The following is a 25,820-nucleotide window of genomic DNA, read 5'->3' on the forward strand; positions in this document are numbered from 1 at the left end:
CTTAGAAAGCGCCATGGAGTCGGAACCGGGTGCTGCGATGACACGGACCAAGTCGGAACTGCTGATGCCTGCGGGCAATCTGCGCAAGCTGAAACTGGCCATCCTGTACGGGGCGGACGCGGTGTATCTGGGCACGCCCGACATGTCCCTGCGCACCAAGTCCGAGTTTTCGCTGGATGAGGTGATCGAAGGGGTCGAGTTCTGCCACGCGCATGGACGCCGCGCCTATCTGACGCTGAACCTGTTCTCGCACAACAAGGACATCCCAAAGCTGGACGAATACATCGACACCGTCCGCAAAGTGCGGCCCGACGGGTTGATCATCGCGGACCCCGGCGTGTTCCAGTACGTGCGCGACCGCGCACCCGAACTGCCGCTGCATATCTCGACCCAGGCCAATATCTGTTCGTGGCTGTCGGTGAAGTTCTGGCAGGATCAGGGGGCCGAACTGGTGGTGCTGGCGCGCGAGGTCTCGTACCCCGAACTGGTGGAAATCCGCGAGAAATGCCCCGACATCCGGCTCGAGGCCTTCGTGCACGGCGCCATGTGCATGACCTATTCGGGCCGCTGCCTGCTGTCGAATTTCATGGCGGAACGCGGCGCCAACCAGGGCAACTGCGCCAATTCCTGCCGCTGGAACTATGCGCTGAAGCTGCGCCTGAAGGACGGCACCCATCAGGAACTGCGGATCACCGAGGAAAATGCCGACCTGTTCGAATTTCTGCTGGAAGAAGGCTGCCGCCCGGGTGAACTGATGCCGATCGAGGAGGATGATCGCGGCTCGTACATCCTCAACTCGCGCGATCTGTGCATCATGCCCAAGCTGGACGAATACTTGAAGATCGGTGTCGACAGCCTCAAGGTCGAGGGGCGCGGCAAGTCGGAATACTATGCCGCCATCGTCGCGCGCGCCTATCGCATGGCCATCGACGATTATTATGCCGACCCCGAGAACTGGGACCCGAAACCCTATATGCGAGAGCTGGAGACCGTGGGAAACCGCGGCTATACGCTGGCCTTTCACGAAGGGCGGCTGACCAATTACGCGCATGATTACGAACACACCGCGACTATCGCCCAATGGGAATATGCCGGGCTGGTGACCGACGTGACCGAGGATGCGTTCCTGGTCGAGGTGAAGAACAAGCTTGAACCCGGCGACGTGCTGGATTTCATCTCGCCAATCTCGCGCGAGACGGTCCTGCTGCGCGTCTATGAATTCGAACGCGCCAGTGACGGCGCCAGGCTGGACGTGGTGCATGGCAGCACGAAAGCCGTGATCCGCCTGCCGTTTGCCCTGTTCGATCACGAAGACCCCGACGACCTGCGCGCCCGTTTCCCGGTATATTCGGTCCTGCGCAAGGAACGCGCCCTGACCGACGAACATTGGAGCCGCATCCGTTTTGACAAGCTGGTGCAGGGGTTGGAAACCTCGGGACGCGACAATCCCGCCGCCTATGCCCGCCGCCGGGACGAGCTGGTAGAGAAGATCGGCCAGGACGGAACCGCGCGCCGGTTCAAAACCAACCGCGTGGGCACCGAGGGCTGTTGCGGCAAGGGGTGCAACGGCTGTCTGATCTTCTGGCAGGATGACAAATACGCCCTGGCGCGCGAGGTTCTGTCGAAACGCAAGCAGGGTGAACAGCTCAGCCGGCGCGAGGCCGCCGCCCTGAAACTGCCCGGTGACGCGGCCCGCGATCAGTTGCCGACGCGGTAATCCTCGGGCACGAAGAACGTATAGTCGCGGTCGGCCACCGCTTCGTGGCAGACATGGCAATAGGCAACCGCCCCCGCGCGATCCCCCATCGTGTCGCCGAACAGCGACCCGTCGGGCATCACCATGACATAGCGCCAGTCGGCGGTGTCGGGGCTGGTGCCTTCGGGCAGTTTCTCCATCACGAACAGGGCGCCGGGATGCACCCCGCCCTCATCCGTGACGGTCATGCTGTCCTTGGCCAGAACCGAGCCCACGGGCAGTTGTTCCCCCGGTTTCAACGTGCCGTAATTGTGGGACATCCGGTTGGCATAGCTGTTGACGTAGCGCTGCCCATGCGTGGCCGACAGATACGGCGCGTCGTTGAAAAGCGGCCAGTTTTGATAGTTCATCAGTTGATCCAGATGCGCGGTGGCATAGCCGCGATCCATCTGTTTCTTGAGGTCGCGATAGTGCTGCCGCGCGTCCTCTTTGCTCAGATCTGCCGGGTTCTCGATCGCCAGATGCGCCTCGGACTCGTTGGATTGCGCCCATGCAACAGCTGCGCCCGATGCGACCAACGCGGCGGTCATGCAGGTCGTTGACAGTTTCGTCAGTGCGTTCATGTATTGGCCCACCCTGTTCAAGGCTTGCCTGAGTTCCGCAGATTTCCCCGACAAATATGAGCGGACTGGACGAAACGCACCAGAACCGGACTGTCCAACTCACCGTCTTGTGCGCAGATTTTACGTGCGCGCAACCGCGCACCTCTCATGGCTCAAGACTACCAAATCCGGCCGTAGAATCACACACCATTTGCCCGCGAACCCGCGGGCATCGGATCAACCTTTCAGCCCGGCCTCGGCCTCGATCTGGCGGCGCGATTTGCGGGCGCGCTCGGTGGCCGATTTCAACTGGCCGCAGGCGGCCATGATGTCCTCGCCCCGCGTCTTGCGGATGGGCGAGGCATACCCGGCCTGATAGATGATGTTGGCAAAGGCCCGGATCCGGTTGTTCGAGCTGCGCTTGTAGGGCGCGCCGGGCCATTCGTTGAACGGGATCAGGTTGATCTTGGCCGGAATGTCGTGGCGTTTGATGTGGTCGATCAGGCGATGCGCATCCTCGTCGCTGTCGTTCACGCCGTCCAGCATCACGTATTCAAAGGTGATCCGCTCGGAATTCGACGCGTTGGGATAGCTGGCCAGCGCCTGCAGCAGTTCCTCGATGTTCCAACGCTTGTTGATCGGGACCAGAACGTCGCGCACCTCGTCCGTGGTGGCGTGGAACGAGATCGCCAGCAGGCAGCCGATCTCTTCCGCCGTGCGTGCGATTTCGGGTACCACGCCCGAGGTCGACAGGGTGATCCGCCGGCGCGACAGGGAAATGCCCTCGGGATCCATCGCGATCTTCATCGCGTCGCGGACGTTCTCGAAATTGTAGAGCGGCTCGCCCATGCCCATCAGCACGATGTTGGACAGCAGGCGCGTCTCGTTCTTTGGCGCGCCCGGGGTCGGCCATTCGTCCAGATCGTCACGCGCCATCATCACCTGACCGATGATCTCGGCCGCGGTCAGGTTGCGCACCAGCTTCTGCGTTCCGGTGTGGCAGAACGAACAGGTCAGCGTGCAGCCCACCTGCGACGAGATGCACAGCGTGCCGCGATCCTCTTCGGGGATGTAGACGACCTCGACCTCGTGCCCGCCGGCGATGCGCACCAGGTACTTGCGGGTACCGTCCTCCGAGACCTGGCGGGTCACCACCTCGGGGATTTCGATCACGAAATGCTCGGCCAGCTGCGCGCGATAGGCCTTGGCCAGATTGGTCATCTCGGCAAAATCGCGCACGCCCCATTGATAGATCCACTGCCAGATCTGGTTCACCCGCATCTTGGCCTGCTTTTCAGGCGTCCCATGTTCGATCAGAACCTCGCGCAGCCGGTCGCGGGTCAGGCCAACAAGGTTGATCTTTCCCTCGGGCAATTTGCGGGGAATGGTCATGACATCCTGGGTGATCGGCGCTTTGGCGGACATTGTGGTTCTCGGGCGTTCTGGCTTGGGATGCGCCTCTATATAGGAACGCCGCCAAAGATCAAAAGGATTCGTGCGAACCTGTCCGAATGTCAGTCGAGGAACCGCAACAGCTCGGTGACACGGGCCCGCCCCAACTCGACTCGGCACGAGGTGATTGCAATGCCAGTTCCGGATCCACCACCAAAAGACGCGCCAGCTGCTTCGCACTGCGCATCGCGGTAGGTCTTCCAGGCTTCTTGAGAAGTCTCAAGCGCCGGCAAGGCGACAGCCCGACCCGTCACTTCGTCCAGTTCCTTCGCCGCATCGACCGCGAACCCAAAGGCCGCGACCAACGCGGCCTCGACATTGGTTTCGGCCCGACCGACGCATGTCCCGATCTCGACCTGAGATCCGGCATCGGCACATTCCAGCGCAGGGTCTGCAAATGCCGATACCGGAAGAAGAATTGCCACCCAAACCCAACGCATGTCCGTCTCCTCGCCTGTCTACCCACGGTTTCAGACAGAGCTTAGCACAGCGGCCAGGCTTGGGCACGATTTAGGTTCAGCGGGCGATCACACCCCGGCTGGCGGAATGTAACAGTCCTCGGCATCCAGTGTCTTGACCGGATCATTCGGGCCGCATTGCTCGCCCGTGACCGGATAGGTTTCGGTGGATTTCTCGCACGCGCTCAGAGTTGCCGCTGCAACAATCAGAACCGCAATAAGGGGTTTGGTCGACATGTCTGGACTCCTTCTTCGTTGTCTGAACCGATTGGTTCAGAAATCGAGTCCGTCAGCCTTGATGCGGATCAAGTTTTGGTGCGGACGTTGCGTAAACGGGCGGCACAAAAACGCAAAACCCCGCCATTTTGGCGGGGCATGAGATCTGGACTGGTTGGGCAGTTACTTGGTGCAGCGCTTCTCCGCGTCTTCGATGGCTGCGGTAAAGCCCAGCAACGAGAACGTGTCCTTGGTCTGGGTGCCGCGTTCGGATCGCGCAGTCAGCACGGCCTCGGTCCCGCGCTTCATCGCCGTGACGATCTTGGCATCATCCGTAGCGCTGGCGGGCCACGCCCACTCGCCCTCGGTGAACAGTTCGAACTCGGATCCGTCGATTTCCAGATTCACCGTGGACCCGGGCGCGAATGGATAACCTCCGGTGAATGTCACCTGACCTTTGACCTCGGCGTTGGGGCGATAGAACACGAACAGCAGAATGTCGCTGCGACGCACCGACACCACACGGCCACCGCGGGTATTCACGGTCTCCTTGGGGGCGGATACGCTCCAGCACTCGGTCGGATCGTCTTCAACGAAAACGCTCCAATCAGTCTGAGCGGACACACGGTTCGTACTGGTCGCCTGCTGGGCGATCGCTGTGGTGGCCATCCCTGCCACACAAAGGCCCGCGCATACGCGGGCGAGCATTGTTTTCATTCGTTCAGCCTCCTGGCTCGACCCACACCTCAACTCCATCCCGGAAGGCCGCGAACCCTGACGGTCCGTCTGTTGCAGTTGCGCATCCGGATGATTGCCGACATACACACACTAACGCAGGTTTCGCCACAGGCGAAAGGGCGATTGGCAGAATTTTGCGCACATTCCGGAGGGACGACATGACGCAGCCAGTACCGATGACCGAACTGTGGCGCGGACCGCTGTTGGAGAGCCTTCATCTGGGCCATGCGGTGATCTGCGACGACAGCGGTCAGATCGTGCGCAGTTGGGGCGATCCGAACGCGGTGATCTATCCACGGTCGTCGGCCAAGATGATCCAGGCGCTGCCGCTGATCACTTCCGGCGCGGCGGCCAAATACGGGCTGGGCTCCGAGCATCTGGCGCTGGCCTGCGCCTCGCACAACGGCGCGGCGATCCATACCGAGCGCGTGACCGCCTGGCTGGATCACCTGGGCCTGTCCGAGCCCGATCTGCGCTGCGGCCCGCAGGAGCCGGCCGACATGGCCGCACGCGACGGCCTGATCCTGGCCGACGACACCCCCTGCCAGATCCACAACAACTGCTCGGGCAAGCATTGCGGGTTCCTGACCCTGGCCCGGCACATGGGCGCAGGCCCCGAATATATCGAGATCGACCACCCCGTGCAGCAGGCCTGCCTTTCGGCCTTCGAAGAGACCACGGGCGAGGACAGCCCCTGTTACGGGATCGACGGCTGCTCGGCGCCCAATTTCGCCACTTCGCTGGTGGGGCTGGCGCGGTCGATGGCGTGGTTTGCCTCGGCCGGCGACCGGTCGGACCGGGCCAGCGACGCGGCCCTGCAATTGACCCGGGCGATGGTCGCCCACCCCGAACTGGTGGCCGGTGAAACCCGCGCCTGCACCGAACTGATGCGCGCGATGAACGGCCGTGTCGCGATCAAAACCGGGGCCGAGGCCGTGTTTGTCGCCATCATCCCGGAAAAGAAGATGGGTGTGGCGCTGAAAATCACCGATGGCACCACCCGCGCCAGCGAGTGTGCCATCGCCGCCATTCTCGTCAGCCTCGGCGTGCTCGAGGCCGATCACCCGGCCACGCGCAAATTCATGAACGCCACGCAATACAGCCGCCGCGGGCTGGAATGCGGCGTGATCCGCCCCGCGCCGGGTTTCCCCGGCTGAGGGTCACATCTCGATCTCGTGGATCTCGGCCACCTCGACCGAGCCCGAGCCGTTGACCACCATGGGGCAGCCCTTGGCCATCTCGGTGGCGGCTTCGATGCTATCGGCCTTGACGACCGTAAAGCCTGAGGCCGGGTTCGACCCGCCATTGTCGGCCACGCCATCGGCGCTGACAGTATGGGACTGGCCCACCGGGTTGCCGGGGATTTCCAGCGCCGGCCCCATGTTCTGGAACCACGCGCCCCAGGCGGCCATGGTGGCTTCGATCTCGGCCGGGTCGGTCGGCGTGGTGCCACCGTGATAAACAAACAGGTACTGAGGCATTTTCTGGTCTCCCTTTTGGTCAGACGGGGTTGGCAAGCCGTGCTTCCAGCTTGCGCAGCGACGAAGTCCAGCCGCTTTTATGATTGGCCGAGACGTCGTCATCGCCCAGATCGCGGTGGTCGAGGATCAGGCGCGCTCCGGTGTCGGTTGGCTCGACCGCCAGCGTCACATGGCTCTCGGCGCCGCGCTGGTCCTGGTCGTCATGCCAGCCCCAGGTGAACCCGACCGAGTTCGGCGGGTCCACATGGGTCACATGCCCGGACACCTTGAACCGCTGCCCGTCGCCATTGACCATGACCGAATACCACGGACCTAGGCGCGAGAAATCCAGATCGTGTTCCGGCACCTCGACCCCTTCGGGGCCCCACCACTGCAACAATCTGGTTCCGTCGCTGATCCAGGCGAACAGGGTTTCGGCACTGACCGGAAAGTCGCGCACCAGCTTCAGGTCGGCCATGAGCTTTCCTCCTGCAGAATGTCGCCCAGGCGGTCCAGACTGGCCTCCCAGAACTGGCGTTTCGAGATGGTCCATTCGGCAATCGCCCGCAGCCCCTCGGGGCGGATCGAATAGATACGCTGGGTGCCGTTGACGCGCTGGTTCACCAGCCCGGCCTGCCGCAAAACCTTCAGGTGCCGGGAAATGGCCGCGCCGGACATGCCTTTGCCTTGGGCAAGGTCGCCTGCGGGCAGTTCGCCCTGATCCATCAGTTGTTCAACGATCGTGAATCGGGTCGGGTCGGACAGGGCCGAAAAGGCATCGAGCAGCGTGTTCATGTCCATTGATTAACACAAATGTTAAACAATGGAAACCCGAAACCGTCGGATCAGCCCTGCGCAAAATCCGATCGGGCATATCCCTGCAGATACAGCAGCGCGGTCAGGTCGCCATGGTTGATGCGCACGTCGCATTGCGCGGCGACCGAGGGTTTGGCGTGCAGGGCCACCCCCGTCCCGGCGCGGTCCAGCATGCCCAAATCGTTCGCACCGTCGCCCACGGCTATCACCTCGGCCTCGGAAATGCCCAGCCGAGCCGAGATCTGCTCCAGCGCCTCGACCTTGGCCTGACGCCCCAGGATCGGGCGCTGCACGTCACCGGTCAGTTTGCCGTCCTCCGCCAGCAGCGTGTTGGCGCGGTTCTCGTCAAAACCCAGCAGCTCGGCCACGCGGGCCGTGAACGCGGTGAACCCGCCCGAGACCAGCGCGGCATACCCGCCATTGGCCCGCATCGTCGCGACCAGTTCGCGGCCGCCCGGCATCAAGGTGATGCGCTGGTTCAGCACCCGGTCGATCACCGATACGTCCAGCCCCTTCAGCAGGCCCACCCGCTCGGTCAACGCGCCTTCGAAATCCAGCTCGCCGTTCATGGCGCGAGCGGTGATGTCCTTGACCCGCTCGCCGACCCCGGCCTCGCCAGCCAGTTCGTCGATGCATTCCTGCTGGATCATCGTGCTGTCCATGTCGGCCAGCAGCATCTTCTTGCGGCGGCCCTCGGCCGGCTGCACGACCAGATCGACGCCCAGTTTCTGCAGGTCGGCCCAGACATCCCAGCGGTTGGCCGGAACCGCCGGCAGGGCAAGTTCGGCCGCTTCGTCGGGGCTCAGCCACTGGATGTCGCCCCCGCCCCAGGCATTGCGCAACGAGTCGATCAGCGCCCCGTCCAGCGACGGCGTCTTGGGGTTGGTCAACAGGGTGGCAACGTACATCTTGATCCTCCGGCAGCCTGACCTGCGCATATCGCAGGCGCAGCATTTCCGCCAGAGGCCAATTCCGCGCCGCTACCCCAGAATGCCCGGCAGGCGCAGCCCGTGTTCGCGGGCGCAGTCCTTGGCGATTTCATAACCCGCATCCGCATGACGCCACACGCCCGAGGCCGGGTCGTTCCACAACACCCGCTCCAGCCGCCGCGCGGCGTCCTCGGTGCCGTCGGCGCAGATCACCACGCCCGCGTGCTGGCTAAAGCCCATGCCGACCCCGCCGCCATGATGCAGGGACACCCAGGTCGCACCGCTGGCGGTGTTGATCAGCGCGTTCAGCAGCGGCCAGTCCGACACGGCGTCGGACCCGTCCAGCATAGCCTCGGTCTCGCGGTTGGGACTTGCGACCGAGCCGCTGTCCAGATGATCCCGTCCGATGACGACCGGTGCGCTCAGCTCTCCATTCGCGACCATCTCGTTGAAGGCCAGCCCGGCGCGGTGCCGGTCGCCTAGCCCGATCCAGCAGATCCGCGCGGGCAGGCCCTGAAACGCGATCCGGTCACGGGCCATGTCCAGCCACCGGTGCAGATGCTCGTTCTCGGGGAACAACTCCTTCATCTTGGCGTCGGTCTTGTAGATATCCTCGGGGTCGCCCGATAGCGCGCACCAGCGGAACGGGCCGATGCCACGGCAGAACAGCGGGCGGATATAGGCCGGGACGAAGCCGGGAAAGGCAAAGGCGTTCTCAAACCCCTCGTCCTGCGCCACCTGACGGATGTTGTTGCCATAATCCAGCGTCGGCACGCCCGCGTTCCAAAAATCGACCATCGCCGCGACATGCTGCTTCATCGAGGCACGCGCGGCCTTTTCCACTGCTTTAGGGTCTGTTTCCCGCTTTTCGCGCCACTGGGCCAGGGTCCAGCCCAAGGGCAGATACCCGTTGATCGGATCATGGGCGCTGGTCTGGTCGGTCACGATGTCGGGGCGCATCCCACCGGCGGCCATGCGGCGGTAGATCTCGGGAAAGATCTCGGCCGCATTGCCCAGCAGACCCACGGACTTCGCCTCGCCCGCCTTGGTCCAGCGGTCGATCATGGCGAGCGCCTCATCCAGCGTTTCGGCCTTTTCATCCAGGTATTTGGTGCGCAGGCGGAAATCGATGCTGTCGGGGTTGCATTCCACCGCCAGACAACAGGCCCCGGCGAAGACTGCCGCCAGGGGCTGCGCCCCGCCCATGCCGCCAAGGCCGCCGGTCAGGATCCATCGGCCCGTCAGATCGCCGCCATAGTGCTGGCGCCCGGCCTCGGCGAAGGTTTCATAGGTGCCCTGAACGATGCCCTGCGTGCCGATATAGATCCACGACCCGGCCGTCATCTGGCCGTACATCATCAGGCCCTTCCGATCCAATTCGTTGAAGTGGTCCCAGGTCGCCCAATGCGGCACGAGGTTGGAATTGGCGATCAGAACCCGCGGCGCGTCCTTGTGCGTTCGGATGATCGCCACCGGCTTGCCGGACTGCACGATCAGGGTCTCGTCGGACTCGAGATCCTTCAAACTGGCAACAATAGTGTCGAAATCCTTCCAGGTCCGCGCCGCACGGCCAATGCCGCCATAGACCACCAATTCGTGCGGGTTTTCCGCCACGTCCGGGTGCAGGTTGTTCATCAGCATCCGCAACGGGGCCTCGGTCATCCAGCTTTTGGCGTTCAACTCGGGACCGGTCGGCGGAAAGACGTCTCGGGTGTTCTTGCGCGGGTCATTCATTTCGGGGCTCCTTTTTCGGCCAGCGCGCCCGACAGGGCCAGGGCGCGCAGGCGGTCAAGCATCTCTTGCAGGTGCGGGCGCAGACGTTCGGCCCGGTCCGCGCGCCATGTCCAGGGCGGGGTCTCGTCCATATAGGCGCGCTGGGCGATCTCCATCTGGATCGCATGTATGCCCTTGTCCGGGCGGCCATAGTGCCGGGTGGTCCATCCACCCTTGAACCGGCCGTTCAGCACTGCGGTACAGCCCGACGCCTGGGCCACGGCATCCACCGCCTGCGCGACCTCGGGCGCACAGGTGGTGCCGTCATTGGTGCCCGTGTTGAACACCGGCAGTTCTCCGTCGAACAGGAAGGGGATCAGGGACCGGATCGAGTGGCAGTCGAACAGGATCACCACGCCATGCCTGGCCCGCACCCGCTCCAATTCTTTTTGCAACGCGGCGTGGTAGGGAGCGTGGAACTTTTCGCGCCTCTCCTCGATTTCATCTTCCGACGGTTCCTGTCCTTCCAGCCATATGGGTTGCCCGTCGAAATCGGTCAGCGGCACCTGGGTCGTCGTGTTCTGACCCGGATAGAGCGACACGCCCGCCGGATCGCGATTGGCGTCGATCACATAGCGGTGCACGCGGGACTGAACCACCGTCGCATCGCCCAAAAGCCCCTTATAGAGCCTGTCTATGTGCCAATCCGTGTCGGCCAACGCCCGGCCGGTCTGGTTCAGGCGCGCATGGATCTCCTCGGGCACGAAGGTTCCGCCATGCGGTTGGCCCAGCACGATCGGGCTCTGCCCTTGCTGCACCTCGACCACGATCATGCCGTCACCTCCGGGAGCGGTACGCCCAGCGCCTCCAGGATCGCGCCGCTGGCCACAAGATCCTTGGCCTGCTCCAGTTCCGGGGCCAGGTACCGGTCCTCGGCCAAAGGCGGGATATCGGCGCGCAGCCGCGCAATCACCCGCTGCAAGGGCGCGCTGGTGACCAGCGGGGCGCGGAACTCGACGCCTTGGGCGGCACAGAGCAGTTCGATCCCCAGAATGTGGTTCAGGTTTTCCACCATGCGCGTCAGACGCCGCGCCCCGTGGGCGGCCATCGAGACGTGATCTTCCTGGTTGGCCGAGGTGGGCGTGCTGTCGGTGACGCACGGATTGGCCAGATGCTTGTTCTCGCTCATCAGCGCGGCGGTCGTGACCTCGGCGATCATGAATCCGGAATTCAGACCCGGGTCGGGGGTCAGGAACGGCGGCAGGTCGAAGCTGAGCGTCGGATCCACCATCAGCGCGATCCGGCGTTGCGCGATGGCACCGATCTCGGACAGGGCCAGCGCGATCATGTCGGCGGCAAACCCCACCGGTTCGGCGTGAAAATTGCCGCCCGAGACGATCATGTCGGGATCGGACAGCACCAACGGGTTGTCGGTGGCCGCGTTGGCCTCGGTCTGCAAGGTCGCGGCGGCCTGCCGGATCACGTCCATCGCGGCACCGGTGACCTGCGGCTGGCAGCGGATGCAATACGGGTCCTGCACGCGGCTGTCGCCCTCGCGATGGCTTTCGCGTATTTCCGACCCCTGCAACACGGCGCGCATGGCGCTGCCGGCCTCGATCTGTCCGCGATGGCCACGCAGGGCATGGATCTCGGGCTGCAGCGGCGCGGTTGAGCCCATGATCGCATCGGTCGAAACGGCCGAAACGACCAGCGCGTTCTGCGCCGCGCGCCAGCCTTCGAACAGGCCCGCCAAGGCGTAGGCTGTCGAAAACTGGGTGCCGTTGATGAAGGCCAGGCCCTCTTTCGGCCCCAGTTGAATAGGCTCTAACCAGGCCTTTTTCAAGGCCTCGGCTCCCGGCATGACCGTGCCGTCCAGCTCGGCTTCGCCTTGGCCGATGACCACCGCCGTCATATGCGCCAGCGGCGCCAGATCACCCGAGGCCCCCACCGAGCCCTGCGCCGGGATCACCGGGGTCACGCCACGGGCGAGCATCTGTTGCAGCAGGTCCACCAGCGCCCACCGCACACCGGATGCGCCCCGCCCGAAGGACAACAGCTTGAGCGCCATCATCAGGCGCGCCAACCGCCGCGGCACCGCCGGGCCGACCCCGCAGCAATGGCTGAGGATCAGGTTGCGCTGCAGCGCCGAGGTGTCCTTGGCCGCGATCTTGAGGCTCGCCAGCTTGCCGAACCCGGTATTCACCCCATAGACGGGCTGGTCACCGGCGGCGGCCTCGGCGATGCGGGCGGCGGCAGCCTCGACAGCGGGGCGACAGCCCTGCTCCAGAACCACCGGCGTTTCGTTCCAGTAGATCTCCGCCAGTTGGGCCAGCGAGACCTGCCCCGGAACCAAGGTCAGAGCGCTCATACCTCCCCTCCGAAAATGCGTGCGTGCAGCGGGTTGAACCCGATCCGATAGACCAGCTCGGCCGGGTGAGAGACGTCCCACACGGCCAGATCCGCCCGCTGGCCCGGCGCGATCGAACCGGCATCGGCCAGCCCAAGCGCGCGGGCGGCATTGCGGGTAACCCCGGCCAGCGCCTCGGCCGGGGTCATGCCAAACAGGGTGCAGCCCATGTTCATCGCCAGCAGCAGCGACGTCAGCGGCGAGGACCCCGGGTTGCAATCGGTGGCCAGGGCCATCGGCACCCCGGCCTTGCGGAACAGGTCGATCGGCGGGACCTGCGTTTCCCGCAACGTGTAGAATGCGCCGGGCAGCAGAACCGCGGTCGTTCCAGCCTCGGTCATGGCCGCCACCCCGGCAGCGTCCACATATTCGACGTGATCGGCTGACAGGGCGCCGTAGGATGCCGCCAGCCGGGCCCCGCCCAGATTTGACAATTGCTCGGCATGCAGCTTGACCGGCAGCCCCAGGTCACGTGCGGCGTCGAACACCCGCGCGATCTGAGTCGTATCGAAGGCGATGCCCTCGCAGAACCCGTCGACCGCGTCGACCAGCCCCTCGGCATGGGCCGCGCGCAGGGTCGGGATGCAGACCGTATCGATATAGGCGTCTGCACGCCCTGTGAATTCGGGCGGCACTGCATGAGCGCCCAGAAAGCTGGTCCGGACCCGCACCGGGCGCTGCTTTGCAATTTCTCGGGCCGCGCGCAACATGCGCAGCTCGGTGTCCTGATCCAGTCCATAGCCGGACTTGAGTTCAATGCAGGTCACACCCTCGGCCAACAGCGCGTCTATGCGAGGCAGTGCCTCTTGGATCAGGTCCTGCATACTGGCGGCGCGTGTGGCTGTGACCGTCGACAGAATCCCCCCTCCGGCGCGCGCGATCTCCTCGTAGGTGGCCCCGTTCAGCCGCATTTCGAACTCAACCGCCCGGTTGCCCCCGAAAATCGCATGCGTGTGCGGATCGATCAGGCCCGGAGTGATCAACCGATCTGCAAAATCGATGATCGGCCAGTCGGCGTGATCCGGCGGCAGATCTCGGTGCGGCCCGATCCATTGGATCCGGCCCGACGAAACAGCAATCGCCGCGTCTTCGACCAAGCCATAGGACGCAACCCCATCCGCCATGGTTGCGATCCGCCGACAACAAATCACCGAATTTCTGGTCATCGCGATTCTTTTGGACTCCCCTCGGGTTTCAATTTTTCGTATACGTGTAAAAAATTAAAGTCTACACAAAAAGAAGCTCTGATGCCGATCCATGCCAAAACCGCCTTGTTAGGCTCTGACTGGGTTTCGAACCTGAGGATCGAAACTGCGAATGGCGTCATCACCGGATTGGAGATCGGCGCGCGTCCGCAGTCGGCCGACACCTGCGTTGATGTCCTGCTGCCAGCCTTGTCGAACCTGCACAGCCACGCGTTTCAGCGCGCCATGGCAGGTATGACCGAGTTTCGCGCAGCCGGGCGGGAAAGCTTCTGGTCCTGGCGAAATCTGATGTACCGCTTTCTGGACAGGTTGACGCCCGAGCAGATGGAGGCCATCGCTGCGCTGGTGTTCCTTGAGATGCAGGAGGCCGGATATGCCGCGGTCGGGGAATTCCACTATGTGCATCACCAGCCCGGCGGCGCGCCCTACGACCAGCTTTCCGAGCTGAGCCAGCGTATCTTCGCAGCAGCTTTGCGGACGGGAATCGGTCTGACCCATTTGCCGGTTCTCTATTCCTACGGCGGCGTCCGGCAAGAGCCCCTGTCTGGCGGCCAGTTGCGGTTCGGCAATGACGTGGACCGGTTCATGCACCTGTATCACGAGTGCCGGTCGGCTGCCGCAGATCTTGCCGCAGACACGGCGGTCGGCATCGCGCCGCACTCGTTGCGCGCCACCTCACCCACAGACTTGGCCCTGCTGCTGGCGCAAGTTCCGGAGGGTCCGGTTCACATCCATATCGCCGAGCAGGTGAAAGAGGTCGAGGACGTGCAATCCGCTTTGGGCCAACGCCCGGTCGCCTGGCTTCTGGACAATGCCCAGGTCGACACACGCTGGTGTCTGATCCATGCTACCCAGATGGACGACGCCGAAACACGCGCTCTGGCGCGTTCGGGGGCCGTGGCCGGCCTGTGTCCGATCACAGAAGCCAACCTGGGCGACGGGATCTTCAACGGAGTGCCCTACCTTGAAACACAAGGGCGGTTCGGTGTCGGATCAGACTCTAACGTGCGGGTTTCTCTGCCAGAGGAGTTGCGCAGTCTGGAATACTCCCAGCGCCTTCGCGACCGATCCCGCGCGGTTCTGGCGGCAACCAACGGTTCCGTGGGACATGCGTTGTACACCGGCGCGGCACAAGGCGGGGCGCAGGCTCTGGGCCGCAATGCCGGAGAGATCGCGGTCGGCAAACTGGCCGACCTGGTGGCGCTTGACCGGTCGCATCCGACGCTTTGCGCGCTGGCGGATCATCAACTTCTGGACGGCTTGTGCTTTGCCGCACCCGATGGTCTGGTAACGGATCAGTGGTCGGCGGGCCGTCACATGGTTCGGGATGGCAGGCATATTGCGCGCGAGACGATAATCAGAGACTACAAAGCCGCGATTGCAGACCTGTTGACCGACGTCTGAACCGGCAAAGAACTGAGTTGAGATCAAGATGACCCAGACCGCTGACACGACCGGCTACAAGGAAATCAAGCAGACTGTGCTTGACCGCATCCGCTCGGGCCAGTGGCTGCCGGACATGTTGCTGCCCAACGAGCAGGACCTTGCGGTCGAATTTTCGTGCACGCGTACCACCGTCAATCGGGCATTGCGCGAACTGGCCGAGGAAGGTTTTCTGGAACGCCGCCGCAAGGCCGGTACCCGGGTGCTGAGCGCGCCCCAAAGACAGGCCCGGTTCACCATCCCGCTGGTCCGAGAGGAGGTCGAGGCTCTGGGCGACACCTACCGCTATGCACTTGTCTCGGCCCAAGCCGAACAGGCGCCCGACTGGCTGGCTGCTCGGCTGGCGCTGGGTTCGGATCGGCGGGTGATGCATGTGCGGTGCATGCATTTTTCGAACAACACCCCGTTTCAGTTCGAAGATCGCTGGATCGTTACGGCCAGCGTCCCGGCTGTCGAACAGGCTGATTTCTCGACGCTGGGACCCAATGAATGGCTGATCCAGACGGTCCCCTTCACCAATGTCGAGCTGTCTTTTCTGGCAAGCCGCGCCGATGCCGAACTGGCCGGGTTTCTGGACGTGACGGTTGGCGAGCCGGTTTTTACCGCGGAACGTATCACTTGGTTGCAAGGCAGCCCGGTTACCTTCGCCAAGATGTATTTCGCGGCAGGCTACCGGATGACCACCCGGTTCTGAGGTTGTCCGGGCCTTTACCGCAGCCCAATTCCGGTACAGTTTCGTCTTGACCGAACAACGGCAACACGGAGAACGGGATGAGCAACCCGCTATACGATCGACTCTTCGGCATTCACGCGGGTAAGACAACGCCGTTCCTGCATCTGCCGGACGGACGCGTTCTCTCACATGCCGATTTCCTGGACATGGCGGCCCGGATCGCCAACGCTTTGACGGCCTGCGGACTGGAACCGGATGACCGCGTTGCGGTGCAGGTCGCGAAATCGCCCGAGGCGCTGGCGCTGTATGCGGCCTGCGTTCAGGCCGGGCTGATCTTTCTGCCGCTGAACACCGCCTACACGACAGACGAGCTGCGGTATTTCATCGAAAACAGCGGTGCTCGGATGGTTGTCGCGGACGCCAAATCACAGGCTGATATCGAGCCGATTGCCCAAGCGCAGAATGCGAGGCTCGAAACTCTGAACGCGGACGGTTCCGGCAGCCTGATGCGGCGCGCGCTTGGGATGTTGCCAGCCTTCGAACCCGCGCACAGGACCGAGGATGACCTGGCGGCCTTCCTTTATACTTCGGGCACCACCGGGCGGTCCAAAGGCGCCATGCTGACGCAGGCGAACCTGCTGTCGAACGCCGAAACGCTGGTGCAGGAGTGGCGCTTCACCGCGGAAGACGTTTTGCTGCACGCGCTGCCGATCTTTCACACCCATGGCCTGTTCGTGGCCACCAATGTCATGCTGTCGGCCGGCGGGTCGATGATCTTTCTGCCGGGCTTCGATCTGGACGACATCCTGCGCCTGATGCCCAAGGCGACCTCGATGATGGGGGTGCCGACCTTCTATACCCGGCTTCTGGACGACGACCGATTCACCGGGGACCTGGCACGGCACATGCGGCTGTTCATATCCGGTTCGGCGCCGCTGCTGGCCGAAACCCACACGCGGTTCGAGGACCGCACCGGCCACCGGATCCTGGAACGCTATGGCATGACCGAGACCAATATGAACACCTCGAACCCCTATGAAGGCGAGCGCCGCGCCGGGACGGTGGGCTTTCCGCTGCCGGGGGTCGAGTTGAAGATCACCGACCCCGAAACGGGCGAGCCGCTGCCACAGGGCGAGATCGGCATGATCGAGGTGCGCGGGCCGAACGTGTTCAAGGGTTATTGGCAGATGCCCGAGAAAACCGCCGCCGAACTGCGCGAGGACGGGTTCTTCATCACCGGCGATCTGGGCCGCATCGACGCGGATGGCTATGTGCAAATAGTGGGACGCGGCAAAGACCTGATCATTTCGGGCGGATACAACATCTATCCCAAGGAAATCGAGCTGGTTCTGGATGACCAGCCCGGCGTGCTGGAAAGCGCGGTGATCGGCGTGCCGCACCCGGATTTCGGGGAAACCGTGCTGGGCATCCTGGTGCCCGAGGTCGGCGCGGCACCGGATCTGGATGCGATCATGGAGGCGGTGAGCAAAAGCCTTGCCCGTTTCAAACATCCCCGCAGGCTGATCCTGCTGGACGAACTGCCCCGCAATACGATGGGCAAGGTGCAGAAAAACGTTCTGCGTGAGACCTACAAGGACATGTTCGCGGGCGGCTGATCAGGGGCGCAGCGGCACGCGTCCGGCTTCGGTCAGCAGCCAGCAGTCGCGCCCCTCGAACACGGCAACCCCGGTTTGGCGGGCGTAGCCTGCGCCGCTGTCCAGGTTGATGCGGTTCCCGTAATGGGCGGGGCGGTCCACCACCGTGTGGCCATGCACGATCAGCTTGGGGTGCGGGGTGTCACAGGCGTGAAAGCTCTGACGGATCCAGACCAGATCGTCCTCAGCCTGCGCGCTCAGCGGCACGCCCGGCCGGATGCCCGCATGGACAAAGGCAAGCTCGGGTGTCTGATGCATCCGCACCAGGTCACGCAGAAATGCCTTGTGCGCGGTCGGCACCGCCGCAAGGGCCGCGCGATGCACATCTTGCAGCCGGGTGCGGTCCTCGAATTCGACGCCATAGCTGCGCAGGGTTTCGGTGCCGCCCAGCCGCTCGTGCAGCCAGTGGTACCCGACCAGAAGATGCGGATCATGGCGCGGCTCATCCTGCAGGAACCACGCGAACATGCGGTCATGGTTGCCCAGCAGCGTGACCCAGTTCCGCCCGGCGTCGCGCCCGGCAATCAGCCGGTCCAGCAGGCCCTTGCTGTCGGGGCCGCGATCGACGTAGTCGCCCAGAAACACGATCCGCGCATCGCGCCCGCCATCCTGCTCGATCAGCGACAGGGCGCGGTCGAACTCGGCCGTCTGGCCGTGCAGATCTCCGATGGCGTAGATGGGCGCAGTCATGTCCATGTCTTCGTTCCGGGCCGGGTTGGATTTGCGGGCCTTTGCAACGACAACGCCTGCACCGCGCGGGTGCAGGCGTCAATCGCTTTCATCCGGGTCCTGCCGGATCAGACCACGTCGAACTCCAGCGGCTTGATCTGGGTGAACAGCCCGGTTTCAGCCAGCTTTGCGCGGGCTTCGGCCGGAACCGGCTCGTCAACATACAGCAGCGCGATCGCCTCGCCGCCTGCTTCTGCGCGGCCCAGGGTAAAGTTGGCAATGTTCACGCCATGCTCGCCCATGGTCTTTCCCAAGGTGCCGATGATGCCCGGCACGTCCTCGTTGGTGGTGTACAGCATGTGCGCGCCGACCTCGGCATCGATGTTGATGCCCTTGATCTGGATGAAGCGCGGCTTGCCGTCGCTGAACACGGTACCCCCGATCGAGCGTTCGCGCTTGTCGGTCACCACGGTCACCTTGATATAGCCCTCGAAGGCGCCCGACTTATCCTGGTTGGTGGTCGAGATCTTGACGCCGCGCTCTTTGGCCACGACCGGGGCCGAGACCATGTTCACCTCGGGGTTCGAGCGTTTCATGATCCCCGCCACCACCGCGCAGTTCAGCGCCGCCAGGTTCATCTGCGCCGCCACGCCGTCATACAGGATGTTGATCGCCTTGATCGGCTCGTCGGTCATCTGGCCGATGAAACTGCCCAGATGGCCGGCCAGCTTGATCCAAGGTCCCATGACCTTGGCCTCTTCGGCGGTGACGCTGGGCATGTTCAGAGCATTCTCGACCGCGCCGGTCAGCAGATAGTTCGAGATCTGCTCGGCCACCTGCAGCGCCACGTTTTCCTGCGCTTCGGTGGTTGCCGCACCCAGATGCGGGGTGCAGACCACGTTGGGCAGGCCAAACAGCGGGTTCTCCTTGGCCGGTTCCTCGCTGAACACGTCGAACCCCGCGCCGGCAACATGGCCGGATTTGATCAGTTCGGCCAGCGCCTCTTCGTCGACCAGACCGCCGCGGGCGCAGTTGATGATGCGCACGCCCTTCTTGGTCTTGGCCAGATTCTCACGGCTGAGGATGTTGCGGGTCTGGTCGGTCAGTGGCACGTGCATGGTGATGAAATCGGCCCGTACCAGCAGCTCGTCCAGCTCGACCTTTTCCACGCCCATCTTGTCGGCCTTCTCTTGGCCCAGATAGGGGTCATAGGCGATGACCTTCATCTTGAGGCCATGCGCCCGGTCGCAGACGATGCCGCCGATATTGCCGGCGCCGATCACGCCCAACGTCTTGTTGGTCAGCTCGACCCCCATGAATTTGGACTTTTCCCACTTGCCCGCATGGGTGCTGGCATTGGCCTCGGGGATCTGGCGCGCCACGGCGAACATCAGCGCGATGGCGTGCTCGGCGGTGGTGATCATGTTGCCGAACGGCGTGTTCATCACGATTACGCCCTTTTTCGAGGCCGCGTCCTTGTCGATGTTGTCGGTGCCGATCCCGGCGCGGCCGATCACCTTCAGCTTGTCGGCCTTCTCCAGGATCTTCTCGGTGACCTTGGTGGCCGAGCGGATGGCCAGGCCGTCATAGTTGCCGATGATCTCGGCCAGCTTTTCCTTGTCCTTGCCCACGTCGGGCATGAAATCCACGTCGATGCCGCGGTCGCGGAAGATCTGAACCGCGGTTTCGCTGAGCTTGTCGGATACGAGTACTTTGGGGGCCATGTGCGTGGTCCTTGAATGGGATGATGACTCCGGGCCGGACGCGGCCCGGATCTTGTCGGAGGAAAGGGGTCAGGCGGCTGCGGCCTGGGCGGCGATCTCGGCCTCGAACGCCCATTTCAGCCAGGGCAGCATCGCCTGGATGTCGGACGTCTCAACCGTGCCGCCGCACCAGATGCGCAGCCCGGCCGGTGCATCGCGATACGCGCCGATGTCCAGTGCCACGTTCTCGGCCTCCAGCCGCTTGGCAACGGCCTTGGCAAAGCTTGCGCCGTCGCGAATGCGCGGATCGGTGAATTTCAGGCAGACGCTGGTGTTCGACCGCGTGGCCGGGTCCTCGGCCAGGTTGTCGATCCAGTCGTTCTGGTCGCAAAACTCAAAAATCGCCTGCGCGTTGGCATCGGCGCGGGCGATCAGGCCCTGCAGCCCGCCAACCGAGCGCGCCCAGTCCAGCGCGAACAGGTAATCCTCGACCGCCAGCATCGACGGCGTGTTGATGGTTGCGCCGGTAAAGATGCCCTCGATCAGCTTGCCACCCTTGGTCAGGCGGAAGATCTTCGGCAGCGGCCATGCGGGGGTATAGCTTTCCAGCCGCTCAACCGCGCTGGGGCTGAGGATCAGCATGCCATGCGCGGCCTCGCCACCCAGAACCTTCTGCCAGCTGAAGGTGGTAACATCCAGCTTGTCCCAGGGCAGGTCCATCGCGAAAGCGGCGCTGGTGGCGTCGCAGATGGTCAGGCCGGCGCGGTCATCGGCGATCCAGTCGCCATTCGGAACCCGCACGCCCGAGGTGGTCCCGTTCCAGGTAAAGACCACGTCATTGTTGAAATCAACTGACGCCAGATCGACGATCTGCCCGTAATCGGCGGTTTTCACCTCGGCGTCGATCTTCAGCTGTTTGACCACGTCGGCAACCCAACCCGCGCCAAAGCTTTCCCAGGCCAGCATCTCGACCTTGCGTTCGCCCAGCAGCGACCACAGCGCCATTTCCACCGCGCCCGTATCCGAGGCCGGAACGATGCCGATGCGATAGTCGGCCGGAATGCCCAGCAGCTCGCGCGTGCCTTCGATGGCGGCCTTCAGCTTGTCCTTTCCGACGGCGGCGCGGTGCGACCGGCCCAGCGCGGCATCGGCCAGCTTGTTCAGCTCGAATGTGGGGGGTTTGGCACAGGGGCCCGAGGAAAAACGCGGATTGGCCGGCCGCACGGTGGGTTTGCGCACGGCGTCGTGCGACGCCGGTTGTTCGATGGTCATTGGTGTTACCCTTCCAGATATACGCCCCTCGTTGGGGAGGGGTGTCCCGCGGCCAGACCTAGGGGGCCGCGGTTGGACGGGCAAGCGGAAAAGACGCTTTGAATATCAAAAACGACACGGGCGGCGGCGCCAAATCGGAACACAGGTTTCCGATCGGCGCATTTTGCACTCGCAGAAAGACCTCAGCGATCCAGCCAGACGGTTTCGCCCGTGGCCAGCGATTGCTGCGCCGCCAGCCCCATGCGCACCGCCCACATGCCGTCGGTCAGGCTGACCTCCGGGGCGTCGCGCTCGCCGCGCACCAGCGCCAGAAAGCCCTGATGCTGATAAAAGGTCGAGCCGTTGTGGTCGCCCGCCGCCAGCAGGCGCGGATCGACGGGAATGTCGCGGGAGATAGGGCCCTTGGGGTCGCGCGGGCTGACGATCAGCTGCGGCACCGGCGGCTCGCCCAGATGTTCGGGCCAGAACCGGCCCGGCCCGGGGACCAGTGCCTCGATCTTGGCCTTGGGGCCGACGACCGAGATTTCCTCCTGATACCGCGCGCCCTCGGCGAACATGCACAGTTCCAGCATCGCCCGCGCGCCCGAGGCGAAATCGACGATGACATAGCCGTGGTCGAGGATGTCAGGCGTCTCTCCGTCATAGGTTTCGTCCAGATGGTTCACGGCCTGCCCACCGCTGGCGCTGATGCGCACCGGGTCGGATTGCAGGATCAGGCGCATCAGGTCGAAGAAATGACAGCATTTCTCGACGAACGTGCCGCCGGTGTTGCGGTTGAACCGGTTCCAGTTGCCGACCTTTTCCAGGAACGGAAAGCGGTGTTCGCGGATGCTCAGCATCTTGACCCCGCCGCTGGTGTCCTGCGCCTCGGCGATCAGGGCCGCGATGGGCGGCATATAGCGATATTCCATCGCCACCCAGATCGGACAGGGATAGCTGCGCTCGATCTCGGCCAGACGGGCGGCATCGTCGGGGTTGGTGAACAGCGGCTTTTCCACCAGCAGCGGCAAGGGACGGGTCTGGGCGATCTGGGCGATCTGATCCACATGCAGATGGTTGGGGCTGGCGATGACGAGGCAGTCCAGCGCCTCGACCGCCAGCAGATCCTGCAGCGATGGCACCATCCTGGCCCCCGGCGCAATCGCCTGCGCGGCGCGCGCCATCTCGGGGTCGGGCTCGAAAATGGCGGCCACTTGCGTGCCCTCCAGCAGGGCGATGTTGTGCAGGTGTTCCTGCCCCATCATGCCACATCCGATCAGCCCGTAATTGATGGTCCGGGTCATGCGCGTTTCCTCGTCATTTCAGTCGTTGGACGTAAGTTGCCCGGTCCGGGTCGAACCAGGTTTTCGAAAACTCGACGGGTTCAGGCCGTTCCGACCAGCTGAACCGCTCGATATAGCCGACGGTCTCGCCCGCCGGCCGGGGGAAGTTCGCGGGGGTCCAGTCGGGCAGCCGGCCGACCGAAACCCGATCCTCGGCGCGGGTGATCCAGAACCCAAGCTGCTGCTGGTAATAGCGATACAGCGAGTCCGACAGCAGCCGCCGATCGATCAGACCGGCTGATTCGTCCAGCCAGATCTCCTCGACCGCGATGATTGTGTCATTCAGATAGCGCATCCGCCGCACGCGCGACCCGCGCCGCGAGGTGCCGAAATCGGGCAGGTCGGCGGGCTTGTCCAGGTGATCGACCGACAGGATGTCAGCGCGCGGCAGGCCGCCGCCCTCGGGCAGCTCCAGCCGGAACATGGCATAGACGCTGTTCTGGGTCCCGGTCTCGCGCACATAGTTGCCCGAGCCCTGGATCCGCTCGAGCATCCCCTTTTTTTCCAGCTCGGCGAGCGATTTTCGCAGCGTCCCGACCGAGACGTTCAGCTGCGCCGCCATATCCCGCTCGGGCGGCAGGCGCTCGCCGTCGATCAGCCGGCCGGCGGCGATGTCGCGGATCAGCAGCTCGGCGATCTGCACATAGATCGGCAGGGCGTTGGGGTTTCTGTTGGATGGGGGCACGCGGGCGCTTCACTTGGTCGCAGAAAAAATTGATACACTATTGATCTACATCAATGTGGTTGCTACGCAAGAGAAAAGTTGAGCCCGGCAGGAGAGAGAATCAGATGACGATCGTCCCCATCACATCCCCCGATCTGGATGCGGCCGAGGTATCGTGGTTCGCGGCGCTGTGCTCGGACGATTATCAGTTTCTGGGGGTGCCCGACGGCGATCTGCGCTCCAGTTGGGAACATTGTTCGGGCATCGTGAAAGAGGCCGAGGCGCAGGGCTTCCGCAACATCCTGTGCCCGTCCTCGTATCAGGTGGGGCAGGACACGCTGAGTTTCGTGGCCGGCTGTGCCCCGATCACCGAAAAGATCAACCTGCTGGCCGCCGTGCGCTGCGGCGAGATGCAGCCGATCATGCTGGCGCGCACCATCGCGACGCTGGATCACATGCTGAAGGGGCGGCTGACGGTCAACATCATCTCGTCGGATTTTCCGGGCGAAAAAGCCGAGAGCAGCTATCGCTACCAGCGCTCGCGCGAGGTGGTCGAGATTCTGAAACAGGCCTGGACGCAGGATGAGATAAATTACCAGGGTCAGGTCTACAATTTCTCGGGCCTGACGACCGATCCGGCCAAACCCTATCAGACCGGCGGGCCGCTGCTGTATTTCGGGGGCTATTCGCCCGATGCGCTGAAGCTGTGCGGCCAGCATTGCGATGTCTATCTGATGTGGCCCGAAACCAAGGACCAGCTGGCCGAGCGAATGAAGGCTGTGCACGCCGTGGCCGACGAGTACGGCCGCACGCTGGATTATGGCCTGCGGGTGCACATGATCGTGCGCGACACCGAGGCCGAGGCCAAGGAATATGCCGACTACATCGTGTCGAAGCTGGATGACGAATACGGCCGCGCGATCCGCGAACGGGCGCTGGACGCCACCTCGCTCGGGGTTTCGCATCAGGCCAGAAACCGCGAGCTGGCCGACAAATACGGCTATGTCGAGCCGGGCCTGTGGACGGGCGTCGGCCGGGCGCGGTCAGGCTGCGGCGCGGCGCTGGTTGGGTCGACCGACCAGGTGCTGTCGAAGATCGAAGAGTATCAGAAGATGGGCATCCGCGCCTTCATCTTCTCGGGTTATCCGCATATGGACGAGGCCCGCCATTTCGGCACCCGTGTGATGCCACATCTGAAAACCTGCTCCCTTCCCGAAGCCTATGGAAGGGTCCCTGCTGACACCCCGGCGACGCCGCTGGGCAACGGAGTTCGTCGTTGATGCAACGTATCAAGCTTTCCGACACCCTGGAGTTGAGCCGCCTTGTCTATGGCATGTGGCGGCTGGGCGATGACAGCGATACCTCCGCCGCGCATGTGGCGGCCAAGATCCACGCCTGTCTGGATCAGGGCATCACCAGCTTCGATCAGGCCGACATCTATGGCGACTATGGCGCCGAGGCGATTCTGGGCAACGCCCTGCGCGCCAATCCCGGCCTGCGGGATCGGATGGAGATCGTCACCAAATGCGACATCGTCGCCCCCTGTGGGCGCTATGCGGATGCCAAGGTGAAATTCTATGATACCTCGCGTGCGCATATCCTGAAATCTGTGGACACCTCGCTGCGGGAAATGGCGATCGACCATATCGACCTGCTGCTGATCCACCGCCCCGACCCGTTCATGGACCACCATGAAACAGGCGCCGCGCTGGACGAGGTCGTGGCCAGCGGCAAGGTCCGCGCGGTGGGCGTGTCGAATTTCCGCCCCTGGGACTGGCAGCTGCTGCAATCGGCCATGAAGACCCCGCTGGTGACCAACCAGATCGAGATTTCTCTGGGCGCGATCGCCCCGTTCACCAATGGCGATCTGGCCTTTCACCAGCAGCACGGCCACCCGGTGATGGCGTGGTCGCCGCTGGGCGGCGGGGCGCTGATGGCGGGCAATCCTCCGGTGGGCGTGGTCGCGGACGAGATCGGCGCGCAGTTCGGTGTCGATCGTGCCGCGGTGGCCGTGGCCTTCCTGCTGGCCCATCCGGCCGGCATCCTGCCGGTTCTGGGCACCAACAGCCTGGACCGCATCAAGCGCATCTCGGACGCCCTGAAAGTCAATCTGGATCGTGAAGCCTGGTTCCGCCTCTACGAGGCGGCGCTGGGGCATGAGGTACCATGATGAACGCATTTTCGAACGACATGGCGCGCACCTTCATTCCGCACAAGGACGACACCCGCACCCTGCGGGACGCCTTCGGCCGGTTCGCCACCGGCGTCACCGTCGTGACCTGCGACAGCCCCGACGGGCCGGTCTGCATCACGGCCAACAGCTTTTCCTCGCTGTCGCTGGACCCGCCCTTGGTGATGTGGGCCGGCGACCGGAACTCGCGCCGGTTCCCCTATTTTCACAAGGCGCGGCATTTCAGTGTTCATGTTCTGTCGGCCGACCAGGCCGAGCTGTGCTTTGGCTGCTCGAAAGACGCCTTTGCCCTGCGCGACATCGACCACGACCGCTGCGAAAACGGCACGCCGCTGCTGCGCGGATGCCTGGCGCGGTTCGAATGTGAACAACATGCGTATCACGATGCGGGCGATCACGTTATCGTGGTGGGCAAGGTCTTGCGGGCCAGCATGGCGGACGGAGACGCGCTGACCTTTTACGCCGGCAAGCTCGGCCAATTCGCGCACCAATAAGCGCGGGACACGGTCGCGGGCAAAACCCGCGGCCTGAACAGG

The 25,820-nt window shown here is 63.8% G+C and carries 26 protein-coding genes; 8 read left to right on the plus strand and 18 right to left on the minus strand.

What is annotated here, in order from left to right:
- The first annotated feature begins 37 nt into the window (after positions 1 to 37).
- Positions 38 to 1,717, plus strand: coding sequence for a U32 family peptidase (locus tag AC2FNL_RS17085; RefSeq protein ID WP_496834438.1), 1,680 nt, complete (start codon positions 38 to 40; stop codon positions 1,715 to 1,717).
- On the opposite strand, the gene AC2FNL_RS17090 is transcribed toward AC2FNL_RS17085, so the two are convergent.
- The 5 genes from AC2FNL_RS17090 to AC2FNL_RS17110 all read right to left on the minus strand — a co-directional run bounded on the left by AC2FNL_RS17090 (position 1,699) and on the right by AC2FNL_RS17110 (position 5,141).
- Positions 1,699 to 2,319: a cytochrome P460 family protein gene (locus tag AC2FNL_RS17090; RefSeq protein ID WP_496834439.1), complete on the minus strand. Its 621-nt coding sequence runs from the start codon at positions 2,317 to 2,319 to the stop codon at positions 1,699 to 1,701. The genes AC2FNL_RS17085 and AC2FNL_RS17090 overlap by 19 nt on opposite strands.
- A gap of 216 nt (positions 2,320 to 2,535) precedes the next feature.
- Positions 2,536 to 3,723, minus strand: a complete 1,188-nt coding sequence (rlmN, locus tag AC2FNL_RS17095; protein ID WP_496834441.1) for a dual-specificity RNA methyltransferase RlmN — start codon at positions 3,721 to 3,723, stop codon at positions 2,536 to 2,538.
- 89 nt (positions 3,724 to 3,812) lie between these two features.
- Positions 3,813 to 4,190 (minus strand): lysozyme inhibitor LprI family protein, encoded by a 378-nt coding sequence (locus AC2FNL_RS17100; RefSeq protein ID WP_496834442.1) that lies wholly within the window; start codon positions 4,188 to 4,190, stop codon positions 3,813 to 3,815.
- A gap of 87 nt (positions 4,191 to 4,277) precedes the next feature.
- Positions 4,278 to 4,445 carry a hypothetical protein gene (locus AC2FNL_RS17105; protein WP_170342136.1) on the minus strand — a complete coding sequence of 56 codons (168 nt, stop codon included), beginning with the start codon at positions 4,443 to 4,445 and terminating at the stop codon, positions 4,278 to 4,280.
- 162 nt (positions 4,446 to 4,607) lie between these two features.
- Positions 4,608 to 5,141 carry an invasion associated locus B family protein gene (locus AC2FNL_RS17110; RefSeq protein WP_170341214.1) on the minus strand — a complete coding sequence of 178 codons (534 nt, stop codon included), beginning with the start codon at positions 5,139 to 5,141 and terminating at the stop codon, positions 4,608 to 4,610.
- Between the two features lie 179 nt (positions 5,142 to 5,320).
- On the opposite strand from AC2FNL_RS17110, the gene AC2FNL_RS17115 reads away from it, so the two are divergent.
- Positions 5,321 to 6,319 carry an asparaginase gene (locus tag AC2FNL_RS17115; RefSeq protein WP_496834444.1) on the plus strand — a complete coding sequence of 333 codons (999 nt, stop codon included), beginning with the start codon at positions 5,321 to 5,323 and terminating at the stop codon, positions 6,317 to 6,319.
- A gap of 3 nt (positions 6,320 to 6,322) precedes the next feature.
- Here the strand turns inward: AC2FNL_RS17115 and AC2FNL_RS17120 are convergent, their stop codons facing one another.
- From AC2FNL_RS17120 to hutI, 8 genes are all read right to left on the minus strand, one after another.
- Positions 6,323 to 6,643: a YciI family protein gene (locus AC2FNL_RS17120; RefSeq protein WP_496834446.1), complete on the minus strand. Its 321-nt coding sequence runs from the start codon at positions 6,641 to 6,643 to the stop codon at positions 6,323 to 6,325.
- A gap of 19 nt (positions 6,644 to 6,662) precedes the next feature.
- On the minus strand, positions 6,663 to 7,100 hold the full coding sequence (locus tag AC2FNL_RS17125; protein ID WP_496834447.1) for an SRPBCC family protein: 438 nt from the start codon (positions 7,098 to 7,100) through the stop codon (positions 6,663 to 6,665).
- Positions 7,088 to 7,417: an ArsR/SmtB family transcription factor gene (locus AC2FNL_RS17130; protein WP_170364192.1), complete on the minus strand. Its 330-nt coding sequence runs from the start codon at positions 7,415 to 7,417 to the stop codon at positions 7,088 to 7,090. The genes AC2FNL_RS17125 and AC2FNL_RS17130 overlap by 13 nt, the downstream gene beginning before the upstream one ends.
- 50 nt (positions 7,418 to 7,467) lie before the next feature.
- Positions 7,468 to 8,346 (minus strand): phosphoserine phosphatase SerB, encoded by an 879-nt coding sequence (serB, locus tag AC2FNL_RS17135; RefSeq protein WP_496834449.1) that lies wholly within the window; start codon positions 8,344 to 8,346, stop codon positions 7,468 to 7,470.
- A gap of 72 nt (positions 8,347 to 8,418) precedes the next feature.
- Positions 8,419 to 10,101, minus strand: a complete 1,683-nt coding sequence (gene hutU, locus AC2FNL_RS17140; RefSeq protein WP_496834451.1) for a urocanate hydratase — start codon at positions 10,099 to 10,101, stop codon at positions 8,419 to 8,421.
- Positions 10,098 to 10,913, minus strand: coding sequence for an N-formylglutamate deformylase (gene hutG / locus AC2FNL_RS17145; RefSeq protein WP_496834453.1), 816 nt, complete (start codon positions 10,911 to 10,913; stop codon positions 10,098 to 10,100). The genes hutU and hutG overlap by 4 nt, the downstream gene beginning before the upstream one ends.
- Positions 10,910 to 12,448, minus strand: coding sequence for a histidine ammonia-lyase (gene hutH / locus AC2FNL_RS17150; protein ID WP_093964196.1), 1,539 nt, complete (start codon positions 12,446 to 12,448; stop codon positions 10,910 to 10,912). The genes hutG and hutH overlap by 4 nt, the downstream gene beginning before the upstream one ends.
- On the minus strand, positions 12,445 to 13,653 hold the full coding sequence (hutI, locus tag AC2FNL_RS17155) for an imidazolonepropionase (protein WP_496834455.1): 1,209 nt from the start codon (positions 13,651 to 13,653) through the stop codon (positions 12,445 to 12,447). The genes hutH and hutI overlap by 4 nt, the downstream gene beginning before the upstream one ends.
- An 81-nt stretch (positions 13,654 to 13,734) precedes the next feature.
- Between hutI and AC2FNL_RS17160 the strand changes: the two genes are divergently transcribed.
- From AC2FNL_RS17160 to AC2FNL_RS17170, 3 genes are all read left to right on the plus strand, one after another.
- A complete protein-coding gene (locus AC2FNL_RS17160) occupies positions 13,735 to 15,096 on the plus strand; it encodes a formimidoylglutamate deiminase (protein ID WP_496834456.1) in 1,362 nt (453 codons plus the stop codon).
- 28 nt (positions 15,097 to 15,124) lie between these two features.
- A complete protein-coding gene (hutC, locus tag AC2FNL_RS17165) occupies positions 15,125 to 15,829 on the plus strand; it encodes a histidine utilization transcriptional repressor HutC (RefSeq protein ID WP_496834458.1) in 705 nt (234 codons plus the stop codon).
- A gap of 77 nt (positions 15,830 to 15,906) precedes the next feature.
- The gene (locus AC2FNL_RS17170; protein WP_496834460.1) at positions 15,907 to 17,424 is read left to right on the plus strand and encodes a malonate--CoA ligase; all 1,518 of its coding nucleotides are present in this window, start codon (positions 15,907 to 15,909) and stop codon (positions 17,422 to 17,424) included.
- Here the strand turns inward: AC2FNL_RS17170 and AC2FNL_RS17175 are convergent, their stop codons facing one another.
- From AC2FNL_RS17175 to AC2FNL_RS17195, 5 genes are all read right to left on the minus strand, one after another.
- Positions 17,425 to 18,153: a metallophosphoesterase gene (locus tag AC2FNL_RS17175; RefSeq protein WP_496834461.1), complete on the minus strand. Its 729-nt coding sequence runs from the start codon at positions 18,151 to 18,153 to the stop codon at positions 17,425 to 17,427.
- 107 nt (positions 18,154 to 18,260) lie between these two features.
- Complete coding sequence (gene serA / locus AC2FNL_RS17180) at positions 18,261 to 19,856, minus strand: phosphoglycerate dehydrogenase (protein ID WP_496834462.1); 1,596 nt, start codon at positions 19,854 to 19,856, stop codon at positions 18,261 to 18,263.
- A 69-nt stretch (positions 19,857 to 19,925) separates the two neighbouring features.
- Positions 19,926 to 21,107, minus strand: a complete 1,182-nt coding sequence (locus tag AC2FNL_RS17185; protein ID WP_496834464.1) for a phosphoserine transaminase — start codon at positions 21,105 to 21,107, stop codon at positions 19,926 to 19,928.
- A gap of 182 nt (positions 21,108 to 21,289) precedes the next feature.
- A complete protein-coding gene (locus AC2FNL_RS17190) occupies positions 21,290 to 22,390 on the minus strand; it encodes a Gfo/Idh/MocA family protein (protein ID WP_496834465.1) in 1,101 nt (366 codons plus the stop codon).
- Positions 22,391 to 22,403: 13 nt separating this feature from the next.
- Positions 22,404 to 23,114 carry a GntR family transcriptional regulator gene (locus tag AC2FNL_RS17195; RefSeq protein WP_496834466.1) on the minus strand — a complete coding sequence of 237 codons (711 nt, stop codon included), beginning with the start codon at positions 23,112 to 23,114 and terminating at the stop codon, positions 22,404 to 22,406.
- A gap of 104 nt (positions 23,115 to 23,218) precedes the next feature.
- Here AC2FNL_RS17195 and AC2FNL_RS17200 point away from each other — a divergent pair, with 104 nt between their 5' ends.
- The 3 genes from AC2FNL_RS17200 to AC2FNL_RS17210 are packed head-to-tail and all read left to right on the plus strand — an operon-like array spanning position 23,219 to position 25,778.
- Entirely contained in the window at positions 23,219 to 24,373 is a 1,155-nt protein-coding gene (locus AC2FNL_RS17200) for an LLM class flavin-dependent oxidoreductase (protein ID WP_093964187.1), read from the plus strand.
- Positions 24,373 to 25,263, plus strand: coding sequence for an aldo/keto reductase (locus AC2FNL_RS17205; RefSeq protein ID WP_496834468.1), 891 nt, complete (start codon positions 24,373 to 24,375; stop codon positions 25,261 to 25,263). The genes AC2FNL_RS17200 and AC2FNL_RS17205 overlap by 1 nt, the downstream gene beginning before the upstream one ends.
- Complete coding sequence (locus AC2FNL_RS17210; RefSeq protein WP_005980319.1) at positions 25,260 to 25,778, plus strand: flavin reductase family protein; 519 nt, start codon at positions 25,260 to 25,262, stop codon at positions 25,776 to 25,778. The genes AC2FNL_RS17205 and AC2FNL_RS17210 overlap by 4 nt, the downstream gene beginning before the upstream one ends.
- The last annotated feature ends 42 nt before the right edge of the window (positions 25,779 to 25,820 follow it).

The sequence above is a fragment of the Ruegeria sp. CRTD044 genome, assembly GCF_059613485.1.

Bases quoted from the DNA above. Each gene is read 5' to 3' on its own strand.
- AC2FNL_RS17085 (WP_496834438.1), top strand. From the start codon at position 38: ATGACACGGACCAAGTCGGAACTGCTGATGCCTGCGGGCAATCTGCGC.
- AC2FNL_RS17090 (WP_496834439.1), bottom strand. From the start codon at position 2,319: ATGAACGCACTGACGAAACTGTCAACGACCTGCATGACCGCCGCGTTG.
- rlmN (WP_496834441.1), bottom strand. From the start codon at position 3,723: ATGTCCGCCAAAGCGCCGATCACCCAGGATGTCATGACCATTCCCCGC.
- AC2FNL_RS17100 (WP_496834442.1), bottom strand. From the start codon at position 4,190: ATGCGTTGGGTTTGGGTGGCAATTCTTCTTCCGGTATCGGCATTTGCA.
- AC2FNL_RS17105 (WP_170342136.1), bottom strand. From the start codon at position 4,445: ATGTCGACCAAACCCCTTATTGCGGTTCTGATTGTTGCAGCGGCAACT.
- AC2FNL_RS17110 (WP_170341214.1), bottom strand. From the start codon at position 5,141: ATGAAAACAATGCTCGCCCGCGTATGCGCGGGCCTTTGTGTGGCAGGG.
- AC2FNL_RS17115 (WP_496834444.1), top strand. From the start codon at position 5,321: ATGACGCAGCCAGTACCGATGACCGAACTGTGGCGCGGACCGCTGTTG.
- AC2FNL_RS17120 (WP_496834446.1), bottom strand. From the start codon at position 6,643: ATGCCTCAGTACCTGTTTGTTTATCACGGTGGCACCACGCCGACCGAC.
- AC2FNL_RS17125 (WP_496834447.1), bottom strand. From the start codon at position 7,100: ATGGCCGACCTGAAGCTGGTGCGCGACTTTCCGGTCAGTGCCGAAACC.
- AC2FNL_RS17130 (WP_170364192.1), bottom strand. From the start codon at position 7,417: ATGAACACGCTGCTCGATGCCTTTTCGGCCCTGTCCGACCCGACCCGA.
- serB (WP_496834449.1), bottom strand. From the start codon at position 8,346: ATGTACGTTGCCACCCTGTTGACCAACCCCAAGACGCCGTCGCTGGAC.
- hutU (WP_496834451.1), bottom strand. From the start codon at position 10,101: ATGAATGACCCGCGCAAGAACACCCGAGACGTCTTTCCGCCGACCGGT.
- hutG (WP_496834453.1), bottom strand. From the start codon at position 10,913: ATGATCGTGGTCGAGGTGCAGCAAGGGCAGAGCCCGATCGTGCTGGGC.
- hutH (WP_093964196.1), bottom strand. From the start codon at position 12,448: ATGAGCGCTCTGACCTTGGTTCCGGGGCAGGTCTCGCTGGCCCAACTG.
- hutI (WP_496834455.1), bottom strand. From the start codon at position 13,653: ATGACCAGAAATTCGGTGATTTGTTGTCGGCGGATCGCAACCATGGCG.
- AC2FNL_RS17160 (WP_496834456.1), top strand. From the start codon at position 13,735: ATGCCGATCCATGCCAAAACCGCCTTGTTAGGCTCTGACTGGGTTTCG.
- hutC (WP_496834458.1), top strand. From the start codon at position 15,125: ATGACCCAGACCGCTGACACGACCGGCTACAAGGAAATCAAGCAGACT.
- AC2FNL_RS17170 (WP_496834460.1), top strand. From the start codon at position 15,907: ATGAGCAACCCGCTATACGATCGACTCTTCGGCATTCACGCGGGTAAG.
- AC2FNL_RS17175 (WP_496834461.1), bottom strand. From the start codon at position 18,153: ATGACTGCGCCCATCTACGCCATCGGAGATCTGCACGGCCAGACGGCC.
- serA (WP_496834462.1), bottom strand. From the start codon at position 19,856: ATGGCCCCCAAAGTACTCGTATCCGACAAGCTCAGCGAAACCGCGGTT.
- AC2FNL_RS17185 (WP_496834464.1), bottom strand. From the start codon at position 21,107: ATGACCATCGAACAACCGGCGTCGCACGACGCCGTGCGCAAACCCACC.
- AC2FNL_RS17190 (WP_496834465.1), bottom strand. From the start codon at position 22,390: ATGACCCGGACCATCAATTACGGGCTGATCGGATGTGGCATGATGGGG.
- AC2FNL_RS17200 (WP_093964187.1), top strand. From the start codon at position 23,219: ATGACGATCGTCCCCATCACATCCCCCGATCTGGATGCGGCCGAGGTA.
- AC2FNL_RS17205 (WP_496834468.1), top strand. From the start codon at position 24,373: ATGCAACGTATCAAGCTTTCCGACACCCTGGAGTTGAGCCGCCTTGTC.
- AC2FNL_RS17210 (WP_005980319.1), top strand. From the start codon at position 25,260: ATGATGAACGCATTTTCGAACGACATGGCGCGCACCTTCATTCCGCAC.